At 58.4% G+C, this 13,506-nt stretch carries 14 protein-coding genes; 6 read left to right on the top strand and 8 right to left on the bottom strand.

Going from position 1 to position 13,506, the window contains the following annotated elements; translation table 11 throughout:
• Positions 1–131: 131 nt before the first annotated feature.
• Positions 132–530 (top strand): DUF4440 domain-containing protein, encoded by a 399-nt coding sequence (locus tag FHW68_RS25605; protein WP_095633350.1) that lies wholly within the window; start codon positions 132–134, stop codon positions 528–530.
• 147 nt (positions 531–677) lie between these two features.
• Here FHW68_RS25605 and FHW68_RS25600 read toward each other — a convergent pair whose 3' ends face one another.
• From FHW68_RS25600 to FHW68_RS25585, 4 genes are all read right to left on the bottom strand, one after another.
• A complete protein-coding gene (locus tag FHW68_RS25600) occupies positions 678–1,541 on the bottom strand; it encodes an HlyD family secretion protein (protein ID WP_095633349.1) in 864 nt (287 codons plus the stop codon).
• A gap of 39 nt (positions 1,542–1,580) precedes the next feature.
• The gene (locus tag FHW68_RS25595) at positions 1,581–1,781 is read right to left on the bottom strand and encodes a DUF1656 domain-containing protein (protein ID WP_007896379.1); all 201 of its coding nucleotides are present in this window, start codon (positions 1,779–1,781) and stop codon (positions 1,581–1,583) included.
• The gene (locus FHW68_RS25590; protein WP_183683715.1) at positions 1,771–3,975 is read right to left on the bottom strand and encodes an FUSC family protein; all 2,205 of its coding nucleotides are present in this window, start codon (positions 3,973–3,975) and stop codon (positions 1,771–1,773) included. The genes FHW68_RS25595 and FHW68_RS25590 overlap by 11 nt, the downstream gene beginning before the upstream one ends.
• Before the next feature lie 139 nt (positions 3,976–4,114).
• Entirely contained in the window at positions 4,115–5,626 is a 1,512-nt protein-coding gene (locus FHW68_RS25585) for an efflux transporter outer membrane subunit (RefSeq protein ID WP_183683713.1), read from the bottom strand.
• 360 nt (positions 5,627–5,986) lie between these two features.
• On the opposite strand from FHW68_RS25585, the gene FHW68_RS25580 reads away from it, so the two are divergent.
• Entirely contained in the window at positions 5,987–6,955 is a 969-nt protein-coding gene (locus FHW68_RS25580) for a LysR family transcriptional regulator (RefSeq protein ID WP_008070477.1), read from the top strand.
• 126 nt (positions 6,956–7,081) lie between these two features.
• Here FHW68_RS25580 and FHW68_RS25575 read toward each other — a convergent pair whose 3' ends face one another.
• The 3 genes from FHW68_RS25575 to FHW68_RS25565 form a co-directional block, all read right to left on the bottom strand.
• Entirely contained in the window at positions 7,082–7,468 is a 387-nt protein-coding gene (locus FHW68_RS25575) for a hypothetical protein (protein ID WP_183683711.1), read from the bottom strand.
• Positions 7,465–8,805, bottom strand: a complete 1,341-nt coding sequence (locus tag FHW68_RS25570) for a hypothetical protein (RefSeq protein WP_183683709.1) — start codon at positions 8,803–8,805, stop codon at positions 7,465–7,467. Before FHW68_RS25570 ends, FHW68_RS25575 begins: the two co-directional genes overlap by 4 nt.
• A gap of 153 nt (positions 8,806–8,958) precedes the next feature.
• A complete protein-coding gene (locus tag FHW68_RS25565) occupies positions 8,959–9,174 on the bottom strand; it encodes a hypothetical protein (protein ID WP_143517866.1) in 216 nt (71 codons plus the stop codon).
• A gap of 156 nt (positions 9,175–9,330) precedes the next feature.
• Between FHW68_RS25565 and FHW68_RS25560 the strand changes: the two genes are divergently transcribed.
• From FHW68_RS25560 to FHW68_RS25550, 3 genes are all read left to right on the top strand, one after another.
• Complete coding sequence (locus FHW68_RS25560) at positions 9,331–9,708, top strand: DUF6124 family protein (protein WP_095633344.1); 378 nt, start codon at positions 9,331–9,333, stop codon at positions 9,706–9,708.
• A 242-nt stretch (positions 9,709–9,950) separates the two neighbouring features.
• Positions 9,951–10,925 (top strand): D-glycerate dehydrogenase, encoded by a 975-nt coding sequence (locus FHW68_RS25555; RefSeq protein WP_183683707.1) that lies wholly within the window; start codon positions 9,951–9,953, stop codon positions 10,923–10,925.
• A gap of 143 nt (positions 10,926–11,068) precedes the next feature.
• The gene (locus tag FHW68_RS25550; RefSeq protein ID WP_183683720.1) at positions 11,069–11,578 is read left to right on the top strand and encodes a DUF2165 family protein; all 510 of its coding nucleotides are present in this window, start codon (positions 11,069–11,071) and stop codon (positions 11,576–11,578) included.
• On the opposite strand, the gene FHW68_RS25545 is transcribed toward FHW68_RS25550, so the two are convergent.
• Complete coding sequence (locus FHW68_RS25545) at positions 11,562–12,479, bottom strand: DMT family transporter (protein WP_183683706.1); 918 nt, start codon at positions 12,477–12,479, stop codon at positions 11,562–11,564. The two genes, FHW68_RS25550 and FHW68_RS25545, sit on opposite strands and share 17 nt — an antisense overlap.
• 138 nt (positions 12,480–12,617) lie before the next feature.
• On the opposite strand from FHW68_RS25545, the gene FHW68_RS25540 reads away from it, so the two are divergent.
• Positions 12,618–13,493, top strand: a complete 876-nt coding sequence (locus tag FHW68_RS25540) for an AraC family transcriptional regulator (protein WP_183683704.1) — start codon at positions 12,618–12,620, stop codon at positions 13,491–13,493.
• Positions 13,494–13,506 lie beyond the last annotated feature (13 nt).

Here is a 13,506-nt window from a genome sequence, read left to right as displayed (position 1 = left end):
GCCGGATAGATGAAAGCAAGCCAAACACGCATCAAAAACAGTATTGCAGAAAAGGGGGTAACCATAGATGTAGGAGCGAGGCTTGCCCGCGAAGACGTCAGGACAGGCGCTGCGAAATTACAGGAAACAACATGACCGACTACACCGAATACTTTGACGAAGTGATCCAGGCCCACATAGCCATCGAACAATGGCTGGCCGAGGAGCAGGACGAATCCAGGCTTGACCAGTTATTGACGCGTTTTTCGCCCCGGTTTTCCATGATCTCGCCGTTGGGCCGGGCGCTGGATTTCAAGGCGTTGAATGAACTGTTTCTGCTGGCGGGCGGGAAAAAGCTCGGGTTCAGAATTGAGCTCAGCGAGTTGCGCGGTGTTGCGCTGTACGACGGTGGCGCAGTGGTGAGTTATCGTGAGCGGCAGACCGATGCGACGGGGTTGCATTCTGATCGACGATCCTCGGTGGTGTTCGAGAAACAGGCCGATGGCAAGGTGGTTTGGCGGCATTTGCATGAGACGTTTTGTCAGGGCTGAAACCGTTTCCTTGTGGCGAGGGGGCTTGCCCCCGTTGGGTTGCGCAGCAGCCCCAAAACCTGCAATCCCGTTCTTCCAGATGTACCGCATGCTCTGGTTTTGCGCCGGCTTCGCCGCCGAACGGGGGCAAGCCCCCTCGCCACAAGGTTATTCGCCACTTTCCTGTTTCACCACAACGGTACAAGTAATCCCCGCCGCCAACAGCACGCCCTCCGGCACTTCATCAATGTGAATCCGCACCGGCACTCGCTGCGCCAGACGCACCCAGTTGAACGTCGGATTCACATCGGCGATCAGCTCGCGGCTTTCCGGGTTGTCGCGGTCATAGATGCCCCGGGAAATGCTTTCCACATGCCCCTTGAGCACTTCGCCACTCATCAATTGCATGTCGGCTTTATCGCCCACGCGCACGCGAGGCAGTTTGGTTTCTTCGAAGAAGCCATAAACCCAGAACGAGTTCATGTCGACCACGGCCATTTTCGCTTCGCCGATGCGCGCGTAGTCGCCGCGATGGACGTTGAGGTTGGTCACATAACCGTCCACCGCCGCACGCACTTCGGTGCGTTTGAGGTTCAGTTCGGCGGCTTCCAGTTGCGCCTGCGCATGCTGGTAATCGGCCAAGGCCGAGTCGGCGATGTTGGTGGCGTCGTCACGGTTTTCCCTGGAGATCACCAGGTTGTCGAGGTCGGCGCGGCGATGGGCGTTGACCTTGCGCATCTCCCACGTGGCTTTGCGCGAGGCCACCAGCGACTGCGCCTGTTTCACCGCGATGCGGTAATGCTCGGGGTCGATGCGCATCAGCAAATCGCCCTTCTTCACTTGCTGATTGTCGCGCACCGGCACGTCCACCACTTCACCGGTCACATCGGCAGCGACGTTGATGATGTCGGCGCGCACCCGGCCATCACGGGTCCAGGGGGTGTTCATGTAATGCACCCACAGGGTCCGGCCGATCCACAGGGCAAGGGCCAACACCAACAGGGTCGCGAGCAGGCTGAAAAGCTTTTTCATCAGGGCCTTCTTCAGTGATAGAGAGTCAGTGGTAGAGAGTCAACGGTAGACAGTCAACGCAAGAGCGCCGAACAGACAAGTAAACAGACTCAGGCGCAGCAGCGCCGGGTGCCAGAAAAAGCGGTACAGATCGAACCCGGACAGGAACCGATCCAGCGCCCAGGCCAGCGCTGCGGCAATGAAAAACATCAGGGTCATGGTCGGCATGTACACGCCGTGGAACGCGATTTCACGAGGCATGTTCAAGTCCTTGGGGCTTGGCGATGGCACTGGCTTTTATGTAGCCGGCCAGAGGCGATTGCGGGTCAAGCAGCGAGGTGCGGATGAAGTGCAGGTAGCTCTTCACCCGACGCAACGCCGAGGTATCGAAGTGCGGCGCGAAGGGCTCATCGGTGGCCTGCACACGGCTGATCGCGTGGTCGACCGCGACCAGCGCACGTTCCAGATTGCTCCGGCCCGGCTGCAAAAACAGTCGCACCAGCGAACGCCCCATCGCCCGGATTGACTGGCGCCACGGTTGGGCTTGGGTATAAGCGGGATGCACCGGCAGAACCGCCTGTTCCTTGCGCAACTCGATAATCGCGTGGCCGACTTCCAGCACCACGAACATCCAGCGCAACAAGTCCCCTTGCACCTGCGGCTGTCCCGCTGCGAGGCCATAGGCCTGATGCAAAAGATCGCGAGTGCGACTTTCGAAACTCGACGCCAACCCTTTGAGTTTGCCGCTGATGGCATACACCACTTGCTCACGCAAATCCTGCTCCAGACGCCGCCATAACCAGCGGCTGTTGGGCGGCAAGATGATCGCCCCGGCCGCCGCGCACACCAGCATGCCCATGATCATGGCGAGGTAGTCATTGATGAAGGCGTAAGGGTTGTAGACCGTGAGGTTGTCCGGCACCGAACCGGTGCTGAAGAAAATCAGCAACCCCAGGCCAACCCCGGCGTATTGCGGCCGTGAAGCCAGGAACGCCCCAATCACAATCACCGGCGCGAGCATCACGCAGAGCAACGCAAAGCCGTCGATCCAGGGGAAGATGAAAAACATTTCGACGAAACCGATCAGCGCTCCGAACAACGTTCCGCAGGCCATCTGAAACGCCATCCGTTTGGGGTTCGGCGTCGCCGCTGAAAGGCCGACGGTGGCGGCGGCGATCAGGGTCATGGTCGCCCCGCTCGGCCACGCCGTGGCCACCCAATAACTGCCGAGCACCACGAGAATGAATGCTGCGCGAATGCCCGATGCCGCCGAGGCCAGCCAGTTGGTTTGCGGGGTGAAGGGCTCGTCCCAACGTTCCCGTTCGTGGCTGTGATCGGCCAGCGATGCGTGGGTCTGTGCATAACTGTGCAGGTCGTCGACGAAGCGATAAAGCAGCTCATAGGCGGTGTGAAAATCCAGCTGCTCGGCGTCGCTCGGAGCACTCTCCTGAAAGGTCGCCCGCAGGCTGCGAACCCGCGCCGGCAAGTTTTCCTTATAGGTCGCCAAAGCGCTGGCCAGGCGTGCAGCGTCGGGGCTGGTCAAGGCCCGACCGCTGAAGCCGTCGAGCACTTCAGCCAGATCCTGTAACCCCGGTTTGATCGCCGCGACAACATGATCGGCGCCACTGTTGCGCAGGCGTTCGAGCAACTGATGCAGCGCATTGAAGCGCGTGGTAATGCCCATGAACTCGCTGTTCAAGCGACTGAGCCGACCATTGCGTCGACGCATGTGCGGGTCTTCGAACACCGTGACGCTGCGCAGCCCTTCCAGACCTACCGCCTCGGCAATAAACCGTACGTTGCTCGCTTCAAACGCCTCGCGCCGGCTGCGACCGCGCAAGCCATCGGTGACAAACAAGGCAAACACGCCGAAGCGCTGATACAAGGCATTGCGCATCGCGGCGCTGGCGGTTTGCGGCAGGATCGCGGCGCTCACCAGCGTCGAGCAGAGAATCCCCAGGGAGATTTCCAACACCCGCCAGACTGCTGCCATGAATGCGCCGTCGGGATGAGCCAATGCAGGCAGGCCGACCATCGCCGCCGTATAACCGGCGAGCACAAAGCCATAGGCGCGGAAGTTGCGATAACGCGCCGCCCCGGCCGAGCAGAGGCCGACCCAGATCGCCAGCGAGCCGAGGAACAGTTCGGTGTTCTGCGCGAATAGGGCAATCAACGCGACCATCACCGCCGACCCCGCCAAGGTGCCGAGGAAGCGATAGAAACTCTTGGCGAATACCTGGCCGCTTTGCGGTTGCATGACGATGAACACGGTGATCATCGCGGTGCGCGGTTGCGGCAGCTCCAGGCGCATGGCCAGCCACAGGGTCAGGAATGCCGCGAACAGCACCTTGAAAATGTACACCCAGGTCACGCCGTCGCTGCGTGCCCAGTCGAAGAACCCCCGGCGCCATTCAAGGGAATACAGCCAGCGCAACGGTGCGGGCAAGGGAGTCATGGGATTTTGCTCATTGATATTCGGTTAAGACGCAGAACCTGTGGGAGCGGGCTTGCCCGCGATAGCGGTGTGTCAGGCGCCATCAATGTCGGATGTGATGACGCCATCGCGGGCAAGCCCGCTCCCACAGGTTGTGTGTTCAATTCGAGAGGCTGTTAAGAAGGGCCGGGGTCCTCGGTGCATCGGTCTGGCTGTCTTCCGGCACATCGTTGCCCGCCCCGAGTCCCCCGCCAAGCGCCGTCACTAGCTCGGCATGAGCACTCAAGCGTGCGGCCTGAACCTGCTGCTGCACTTGCTGCTGCTTGAACAACAACGTCTGCGCATTAAGCACATTGAGGTAATCGGTGAGCCCGCGCTGATACGCGATCATCGCGATGTCGTAGGTTTTGCGGGCCGTGGCTACCGACTCGGCGGCGAAGGCTTGTTGCTTGTCCATCGACTCGCGGCGAATCAACTGGTCAGAGATGTTTTTCAGCGCATTGATCAGCGTCTGGTTGTACTTCGCCACAGCGATGTCATATCCGGCCGAGGCTTCCCCCAGCTCCGAACGCAAGCGGCCACCGTCGAAGATCGGCAACGAGATCGCCGGGCCGACGCTGTAGTTGAGTTTCTTGCCGGTCAAAAACTCCAGCGCCCCACCGCCGGTGGCCATGTAGCCGAGGCTGCCGACCAGATCGACGTTGGGGTAGAAGCCCGCGTGAGCGACATCGATCCCCCGCGCCTGCGCCGCCACTTGCCAGCGACTGGCAACCACGTCCGGGCGTTGACCGAGCAGCTGAGCCGGCAACGAGGACGGCAGTTTTAATGCCGCACCCAACGACAGCGTCGGCCGTTGCAACTGCGCGCCCTCCCCCGGTCCCTTACCGGCCAGCGCAGCGAGTTGGTTGCGGCTGAGGGCAATTTCCTCGTCCAGGGCATCGATTTGCCGATGGGTTTCCGGCAAGGGTGTTTCGGCCTGGCTAACGTCGAAATGGGTGCCGATGCCGCCGTCCAGACGTTTCTGTGCCAGGTCGAGAATTTGCTGTTGCTGCTTCAAAGTCGCGGTGACGATGTCCCGTTGCGCGTAATGCAACGAGAGCTCGATGTAGGCGCGCACGATGTTGTTCTGCAATTCGAGCCGGGCCTGCCGCGCTTCGGCGACGCTCATGTGCGCCATGTCCACGGCGCGTTCGGTGGCGTTGCTTTCTCGACCCCAGAGGTCGAGGGCATAACTGAAACCCAGCGCGGCGTTGTTGTCCCAGGTGGTGGTGTTGGCCAGTTCGCCGGGGCCGTAGAACTGATCGGTCGGCCAGTTGTGGCGCTTGAGGGTGGATTGGCCATTGATCTGCAACGACTCGGCGGACTCGGCAAGGCCGGCCATCGACCGCGCCTGCCGCACGCGCGCGGCGGCCATGGCCATGCTCGGGCTGCCTTGCAGGGCGAGGTCGATCCAGCGGTTCAATTGCGGGTCGCCGTAGGCTTGCCACCATTGAGCGGTGGGCCAATGAGCGTCTTGTTCGGCGCTCTGGATGGCATCGTCGGTGGCCAGTGAATTGGCCTCCAGTGCCTTGTCTTGCGGGGCGATCCCTGCGGTGCCGATGCAGCCGCTGATTGCCAGGGTTAAAGCCAGAACACTGAGCGTCTTGAGCGCTCTGTTGATGCGACGCGGCACTGCTGCGATTTCCTGAGGTGGGAGAGATACAGAGAACTTCTGGGGACGGTTTTTTTGTGGCGAGGGGGCTTGCCCCCGTTCGGCTGCGCAGCAGTCGTAAACCGGTTACTGCAATTCTGATTGAAGATCGCGGTGACCGATTTCAGGGTCGCTTCGCAACCCAACGGGGGCAAGCCCCCTCGCCACACAAGCCCATGCCTACAGGGCGCAATTCTAGGGGTGGGCCTTGTTGGCGATAAGCCGGGATTCTTGTGAATCTTTGTTACCGTTAACGCGATAATCCCTCGGTCGCGTCTTTAGTCGTCTGTAAAGAGCCAGCAACTTCGTGTCACAATTTGCCATTCGCCAAGAGAGCACCCCATGGACACTTTGCAAAACATGCGCGCCTTCAGTTACGTGGCCGAGGCCGGCAGCTTCACCGCCGCCGCCGTGCAACTCGACACCACCACGGCCAACGTCTCGCGTGCGGTCTCCAACCTGGAAGCCCACCTGCAAACCCGTCTGCTCAACCGCACCACCCGCCGCATTGCCCTGACCGAGGCCGGCAAGCGCTATCTATTGCGCTGCGAGCAGATCCTGGCCTACGTCGAAGAAGCCGAGGCCGAGGCCAGCGACGCCCACGCGCGCCCGGCCGGGCAACTCAAGGTGCACACCATGACCGGCATCGGTCAGCACTTCGTGATCGACGCCATCGCCCGCTACCGCAAAACCCACCCGGACGTGACCTTCGACCTGACCATGGCCAACCGCGTGCCGGATCTGCTCGACGAGGGCTACGACGTGTCCATCGTGCTCGCCAGCGAACTGCCCGACTCAGGCTTCGTCTCCCAGCGTTTGGGCATCACCTACAGCATCGTTTGCGCATCGCCCGCCTATGTAAAAGCCAATGGCTGCGCGCACAAACCCAGCGATTTGCTCAACCACGCCTGCCTGCGCCTGGTGAGCCCGGTCATCCCGCTGGAGAAATGGGCCTTCGACGGCCCTGACGGCCAGGAAATGGTCACCATCAACAGCTCACCGTTTTTGGTGAACTCCGCTGATGCGATGAAAACGGCGATCACCAGCGGCATGGGGGTTGGCGTTTTACCGGTGTACGCGGCGATTGAAGGGCTGCGCAACGGCACGCTGGTGCGGGTGATGCCGAACTATCGTTCACAGGAATTGAATCTGTATGCGATCTACCCGTCGCGGCAATATCTGGATGCGAAGATCAAAACCTGGGTCGAGTACTTGCGCGGGTCGTTGCCGGAGATATTGGCGGCGCATCAGGCGGAATTGGCGGCGTATGAGTTGAGTGGGAGTTTGGGTGGGGCGCGGTTGGCGAATTGAGGTGTGTGGACTGCGGGTTAGCCCAGCAGTCCAGTGGCCTCTCCCAATCCCCAAAGCGCTATCACTGCGAAGAACGAACAAACAGACAATCACTGCGTCAGGAAAACCCTGAATGTCTGAGAAGTCTTAATTCAGTAGACCGGTGTATTTGCCCCAAGCCCATAAAGCCACCATGCAAACAATGAAAAACGTTGCAATATGAAATGGAATATTGACCCACAACTTAAGCGTCGCAGGGAGTTGCGCTAGATCCGAGATTGTCAGAGGCTCAGTTCGCTGCAGAAATGACTTGCTGGCGCAAAGCAATCCGCTAATTCGGCTCAAACGCATTAATCTGCTAATGGCTCCGCTGCCCATCAACTGATCTTCTTCTAAAACAGAGGACTTCTTAAGATACTTTTCAATTTCGTCAAGCTTGAAAAAAGCCACATATAAAATTACGACCAAATTTATTAGCATACATACCAATAAAAGTAGGGCGCATGCTCCATATAGGATTTTTTCTTGGCTCATGGAGTGGTTGCCTCGTGGATCAATTCTCCACTTGCCTCTCCCAACTTCGCCCCGATATTTCCTCCGACCGATGCTGTGCCCCCGCTGAGAATTAACGCGCAAACGATACCGCCTAAGCCGCGGGTCTTCAAAGCAATACCGGCGCAGTACTTTAAGGTGACTTTTCCCGTCACAACGCCTGCGGTAACCCCGCCAATTACGTTGCCAGACAGTTTACCGCCCTCGGAAAATTGCACCTGCCTGCAGTCTTCGGTGCTTCCTGTTCGGCAAACCTCGTTGATGCGCATGGTGGCTGCACCTGCTGCAAGTCCTATTCCTACATAGCCTCCCGCCTTCATAAACTTGGCGGCCTTCGCCACACCATCAATATTAGAGGCGTAGCCAGGTAACTGTGTTGGTGCCCCAGCCTTGTTCCAATGATGAATCGTTCTACGAGTAGAAAGGCCCAAGGCACGCTTGAGCTTGGGATGATCCGGAATACCGGTGCCTTTTCGTACAAGCCCCCCTAGGCCGGCATCGAGTTTGGCCATCAACCGCTTGCGCTGGGAAAAAAACTCAGGGGAGTGCAAATGGCCGTGTTTACGGAATTGCTGCTGATGCAGCCCATCAAGTTCTTTCAGGGTCGTTTTCAGACTCTCCAAATGCTGACCGATCATGAACGACGCTACGCCTAACGACCCCGCCGACACCTCCAAAAAAGGCTCGATCACTTCATGATGCTCGACTAAAAACGATGCCTCTTCATCACTCAGATCCTTCAATGCTTCGTTGACCTTCTGCGCCGCGATCATCATTTGCGCCTCTTCGCGGCGGCACATGTAATGCCGTGAATCGCTGAAAATCACCATTTGCCCCGGTTTCACCCGCTCATCGAGATGGCGATTGAGCGAGCGGAATTCCCGGCGCAGTGCATCGCTTGGCGGGTTTTCGTACAGTGAGCGCTCAAGGGCTTCGAGGGTCATGGGCTGCTGAATGATGTAGAAGCCCGACTCCACGGGTTTGGGCAGAGCGAAGGCGTGTTCTTCGACCAGATGTTGCGCCGGTGGAGGTTCGGGTTTGGGTTTGAAGGCATTCCATGAAGCACCGCCGTTATCGGGATCGATGCGAGGCGTCACCATGACCCAATCACCGTTGCTAACGGCGTTGATGAGTTTCTGCTGATTGGCGGCCTGCATGTAGTTGGAGCGGTTGGCGCCGATCGCGCCAAACAGATCGTCGAAGCCTTGCAGGTCGTAGGGATAGCTCAGGGCTTGGCGCAGGTCGGCGACGGCTTGATGGCTGTCTAGCACCTGGCCGCTTTGGCCGGCGAGTTGGTTTTGGGGGATGAGTCTGGTCACGCTCGTGTCCCGTTCCTTGGAAATGGGAGACTTTGGCGAGTGGGCTCAAGGGGGGATGCCGGGCGAATCGTTTTTGCGTGTAGGGGAAGTCCGAGTTTTTTGATGGCGACATTGTGGGTGCTGCCGAAGGGCTGCAATCTTTCGATCTTTACGTCATTGATAGCGCCGGAAGATCGAAAGATCGCAGCCTTCGGCAGCTCCTACAGACGGGGTGATTTTTGAGGATGTTTCCCACAGGTTTTGACGGTTGTTGCTTCGGAAACGAAATGGGTAGGCTTTGGGGGGCGCTACCAAATCAGCGATCAGGTCTGGAAAACCTGGCGAACACTTACCAAACCCCATGGCATACTGCGGCGCTTTTTTCTGCACGCAATTCCTTGTTATGGCGGCTGTGCGCGGGAGACCTTCGGGTCTGCCGGGTTTGGTGGATGTTCCGGTTTTTCCAGTCCGCGCGCAGCTGCCACCCTTTCGTCTGGAAAACGAAAGATGGCAGTTCCACTTCATCTGCCAATGAGTAACTTCCGCATGATCAAAGAAACACCGAATCCTCCTGAAACCGACGACGTTTCCCCCTACGAATCCCTCGATTCAAAAAAGCTCCACGATGCCGCTAACCGCGCGCTCGATCACTACCTCAATCCAGCCGCTCTCAAATCCCCCGTGGCTCGCAAGCCAAGCACGATGTACATGGTTGCGCCGGATATGAAAGATGAAGACCTGTTGGCTCACACCTGTGAATCGTTGGCCCAGGCCAGTGTGATGGCGACTGATTTTGCGGGGTATCTGGAAGGACCGCATCGGCACACGGCGATGGCGATTCAGCAAATCGTCATGCTGGCCGAGCTGGCGGTGAACCGGATGCTGGATAACCTCAACGTACCCAAACCCGCGCCACACAGCTGACCCCTGTAGGAGCGAACTGTGGCGAGGGGGCTTGCCCCCGTTGGGCTGCGAAGTAGCCCCCAAATCGCTGATGTACCAAATATCTTGTGAGTGCTACGCACTCAAACGGGGGCAAGCCCCCTCGCCACAAGTTCGCTCCTACAGTTTTGGATGGTGTACACCCGGCAATCCGAGCGCTCGCATAATGTCCGGGAAGAATGTTAGCGTGCTTGGCATTCTCCAAGCCCGACGAGCCGCCTCCAATGAAAAAAACCGTCCTCGCCTTCAGCCGTATCACCCCACCGATGATCGAACGTCTGCAACAAGACTTCGACGTGATCGTGCCGAACCCGAAAAACGGCGACATCCACGCCCAATTCAACGAAGCCCTGCCCCACGCCCACGGCCTGATCGGCGTCGGCCGCAAACTCGGTCGCGCACAACTGGAGAATGCGGAAAAACTTGAAGTGGTCTCCAGCGTCTCGGTCGGCTACGACAACTACGACCTCGCCTACTTCAATGAACGCGGGATCATGCTCACCAACACCCCCGACGTCCTCACCGAAAGCACCGCCGACCTGGCCTTCGCCTTGCTCATGAGCAGCGCCCGCCGCGTCGCTGAACTGGACGCCTGGACCAAGGCCGGCCAATGGCAAGCCACCGTCGGCGCGCCGTTGTTCGGTAGTGATGTGCATGGCAAAACCTTAGGGATTGTCGGCATGGGTAACATCGGCGCGGCCATCGCCCGTCGCGGCCGGTTGGGTTTCAACATGCCGATTATCTACAGCGGCAACAGCCGCAAGGCTGCACTGGAACAAGAACTCGGCGCGCAGTTGCGCAGCCTCGACCAGTTGCTGGCCGAAGCCGATTTTGTCTGCCTGGTGGTGCCGCTCAGCGAAAAAACCAGGCACCTGATCAGCCACCGTGAGCTGGCGCTGATGAAACCGAGCGCCATCCTGGTGAACATCGCCCGCGGCCCCGTAGTGGACGAAGCGGCGCTGATCGAAGCGCTGCAGAACAACCGGATTCGCGGCGCCGGGCTGGACGTCTACGAGAAAGAACCGCTGGCCGAGTCGCCATTGTTCCAACTGAAAAACGCCGTGACCTTGCCGCACATTGGCTCGGCGACTCATGAAACCCGTGAAGCCATGGCCAACCGTGCCTTGGCCAACTTGCGCAGTGCCTTGTCGGGTGAACGGCCGCAAGATCTGGTGAACCCACAAGTGTGGAAAGGCTGATTAAATAAGGGCAGACGTTTCAAACGCCTGCCCGCTCATTACATAATTTGCAATTCAGTCCGCCGTCATAAAACAGACACCCACGATAGACTCTCCATTACTGACCCGTACCCTTACGGGACTTAGCCATGGAGAGCAAAAACTTGAACTCGTCGACAACTGACCATCTCATCAGATACAGCAAAATAATATTGATGGCCTATATCAGTTTCTTTGGCCTGATGGTGATGTTCAGCAACTTTACCGACTACACAGCCAATTATGAGTATGTCGGCCACATCCTGAGCATGGACACCACCCGGGAAAATTCAAAATTGAGTTACCGGGCAATTACCTCACCCATACTTCACCACCGAATTTATTGGGTCATTATTACCCTTGAAGTAATTTCTACCACTTTCTGCCTGCTGGGCACGTTCCATCTTTACCAAAACATCAATGCTTCTTCCGAGGTTTTTCACGAAGCAAAAAAGTTTGCGATCATTGGGCTATTGGTTGCCATTTTTGTCTATTACGTCGTTCTACAAGTCATTGGCATCGAATGGTTCAACATGGATGAGTCACTCACCTGGAACGCCAAGGACTGGGCTCGAAATATTGTCGATTTCATAGTGCCGGTGCTGATTTATGTGGCCATCAGGATCGAGCGCTGAGTTGTTCGGTACCGCTTCTTTGCACCATCGACACCTTGGCTTTACGGAACACCAGCACATTGCCCAGCATCACCAATACCAACCCGACCAGTGCCGGCGCGGTCCATTGATAACCTTCGAAAAACGCCGACACATTCAGCGCCACCACCGGAAAGAGTACGGTGCAATACGCTGCCCGCTCCGGCCCCATGCGCCCCACCAGCGTCAGGTAGGCGGTGAAACCGATCACCGAGCCCGGAATCACCAGGTACAGCAACGACCCGATATAGCGGGCATTCCATTCCATATCGAACGGAATACCTTTGACCAGACACCACACCGTCAACATCGCCGCGCCGTAAGCCATGCCCCAGGCATTGGTGGTCAGGGGCTTCAGGCCGGCCTTCTGTTGCAGGCTCGACAGCATGTTGCCGGCCGAAAAGCATAAGGTTCCGAGCAGCGCCAAGCCCAACCCGAGCAGGGTGTCAGGACTGGCGGTATGACCGGCCAGCTCTGGCCAGAACAACAGGCCCAATCCGAGCAAACCCAGTGCACCGCCCATCAGTACATTGCGAGCGATTTTCTGACCGAAAAACACCCGTGCGTTGAAGGCATTCCAGAGGGTGGCGGTGGAAAACACCACGGCGATCAGACCACTGGGAATCCATTGGCTGGCGGTAAGAAAGCACATGAAATTGATGCAGAACAGGCACAAGCCCTGCGCCAGGCAAATCAGATGTCCGCGACGGTTCATCACTTGCAGACGGCGGCTGAGCAGCAACATCACGAACAGCACCAGCGCGGCAAGGCCGAAGCGATAGACGATCGACACCGGAATCGCCACCACGCCCAGTTGCCATTTCAAGGCGATCCAGGTGGTGCCCCAGATCAGCACGGTCAGTAGATACAACGAAAGGTTCATGGTGAAGACTCCTGAATAGGCCTTCAGTGTCTGGCGCGAAACCTTTTTACACTTGCATAAACTTGCGGTTTTGTCGGCGGCCGGGCTGGCAGGCCAACATCTACGGAGTAGGATGCAAGGCGTTGGAGAGAACCGATCATGGCCGCACTGGAATCAATGCAAGTCTTTCAAGCGCTTAACCGCTCGCCCAATGCTCGCCTGGAGCACAGCGCCGAGCTCGGTGACGGCATGGCTGCGGCTTTGTGGAACAATCACCACGATGCCCAGGATTATGAAGCGCCGAGCCATCACACCTTGTCTTGCTACATCGCCGGCGGCACCGGCACCTTTCGCCGCGACCAGCCCGGTACCAAGGGCGGCCCGGACAAGCTGTGCATTCTGCCGGCCGACCATCAGTCAGGCTGGGTGATCAACGGCGATATTCGCCTGGCCCACCTGTATTTCAGCCCCGAACAATTTGCCCTTGGTTGCGTCACGCTGCTGGATCGCGAACCTCGGGAATTGCAATTGCGCGAGCGCACGTTCCTCGAAGACCCGCAGCAAGCCCGACGCTTTCGGCAGTTGATCACCCTCAACTGGGATGAACCGGGCGAACGTCTGCTCACCAGCAGCCTGGCCCACGAAATGCTCAGCCATGCCCTGCTCAGCCAGGTTGGTTTACGTGAGGGCTTGCGACTCAAAGGCGGGTTGGCGGCACATCAACGGCGGCAGTTGATGGCGTTCATCGACCATCAATTGGCGGAAGCGATCAGCCTTGGGCAGTTGGCTGCATTGTGTGCGTTGTCGGAATACCACTTTGCGCGAATGTTTCGTGTGAGCTTCGGTTTGCCGCCGCATCAATATGTGCTGGCTCGGCGACTGAAGCGCGCGCGGGACTTGTTGCGCACAACGTCGCAGCCGTTGGGGGATATTGCGTTGGCCTGTGGGTTTGCCAGTGCGAGCCATTTCACTAACCGGTTTCGCCAGGCGTTGGGTGGCACGCCTGGGGAGTATCGGCAGGCGTTTTTGCGGTAAAGCAAGATCAAAA

Origin of the sequence: Pseudomonas sp. Tn43, from assembly GCF_014192635.1 — a bacterium.
In the GTDB taxonomy this organism is placed as follows: Bacteria; Pseudomonadota; Gammaproteobacteria; order Pseudomonadales; family Pseudomonadaceae; genus Aquipseudomonas.
Note: the sequence above shows the minus strand (reverse complement) of the source record. Positions and strands in the feature narration are given on the sequence as shown.

Excerpts from the sequence above, each read along its gene's own strand:
- FHW68_RS25605 (WP_095633350.1), top strand. The coding sequence starts at position 132 with ATGACCGACTACACCGAATACTTTGACGAAGTGATCCAGGCCCACATA.
- FHW68_RS25600 (WP_095633349.1), bottom strand. The coding sequence starts at position 1,541 with ATGAAAAAGCTTTTCAGCCTGCTCGCGACCCTGTTGGTGTTGGCCCTT.
- FHW68_RS25595 (WP_007896379.1), bottom strand. The coding sequence starts at position 1,781 with ATGCCTCGTGAAATCGCGTTCCACGGCGTGTACATGCCGACCATGACC.
- FHW68_RS25590 (WP_183683715.1), bottom strand. The coding sequence starts at position 3,975 with ATGACTCCCTTGCCCGCACCGTTGCGCTGGCTGTATTCCCTTGAATGG.
- FHW68_RS25580 (WP_008070477.1), top strand. The coding sequence starts at position 5,987 with ATGGACACTTTGCAAAACATGCGCGCCTTCAGTTACGTGGCCGAGGCC.
- FHW68_RS25575 (WP_183683711.1), bottom strand. The coding sequence starts at position 7,468 with ATGAGCCAAGAAAAAATCCTATATGGAGCATGCGCCCTACTTTTATTG.
- FHW68_RS25560 (WP_095633344.1), top strand. The coding sequence starts at position 9,331 with ATGATCAAAGAAACACCGAATCCTCCTGAAACCGACGACGTTTCCCCC.
- FHW68_RS25555 (WP_183683707.1), top strand. The coding sequence starts at position 9,951 with ATGAAAAAAACCGTCCTCGCCTTCAGCCGTATCACCCCACCGATGATC.
- FHW68_RS25545 (WP_183683706.1), bottom strand. The coding sequence starts at position 12,479 with ATGAACCTTTCGTTGTATCTACTGACCGTGCTGATCTGGGGCACCACC.
- FHW68_RS25540 (WP_183683704.1), top strand. The coding sequence starts at position 12,618 with ATGGCCGCACTGGAATCAATGCAAGTCTTTCAAGCGCTTAACCGCTCG.